A 635-nucleotide genomic window follows, 5' to 3' on the forward strand; every position below is an offset into this window, starting at 1 on the left:
ACATACTACTATATATACAAAAGACAATATGCAAATGTTCATACAAAAAATATTATTTTTCGATATATAATATTAACTGATTTTCTAACATCAAGGAGGATACATATGAAGATGAAGAGGGGCATTACCACTTTATTATCTGTAGCAGTTCTATCTACATCACTTGTAGCATGTTCCGGAACACAAGAGAAAACTGTGGCAAAAGAAGAGAAGGCAAAATTAACAGACCAGCAATTAATGGCTGATTTATGGTATCAAACAGCTGGTGAAACGAAAGCACTTTACTACCAGGGATACAATATCGGTCAATTAAAGCTTGATGCAGCTCTTGCAAAGGGAACAGAAAAAAAACCTGCTATCGTACTTGATTTAGATGAAACTGTTTTAGACAACAGCCCTCATCAAGCCATGAGCGTAAAAACAGGCAAAGGCTATCCGTATAAATGGGATGACTGGATTAATAAGGCTGAAGCCGAAGCCCTTCCAGGCGCAATTGATTTCTTAAAATATACCGAGTCTAAAGGTGTAGATATTTACTACATCTCAAATCGTAAAACGAACCAACTAGATGCAACAATTAAAAATCTTGAGCGTGTAGGTGCTCCTCAAGCAACGAAAGAACATATATTACTACA

The 635-nt window shown here is 36.1% G+C and carries 1 protein-coding gene; it reads left to right on the forward strand.

Annotated features, from left to right (window positions below; translation table 11 throughout):
* Positions 1-105: 105 nt before the first annotated feature.
* Positions 106-635: HAD family acid phosphatase (locus KI369_RS28470; protein ID WP_274382498.1), on the forward strand; the 530-nt coding region annotated here is incomplete at its 3' end.

The sequence above is a fragment of the Bacillus sanguinis genome (assembly GCF_018332475.1).
Lineage (GTDB): Bacteria > Bacillota > Bacilli > Bacillales > Bacillaceae_G > Bacillus_A > Bacillus_A sanguinis.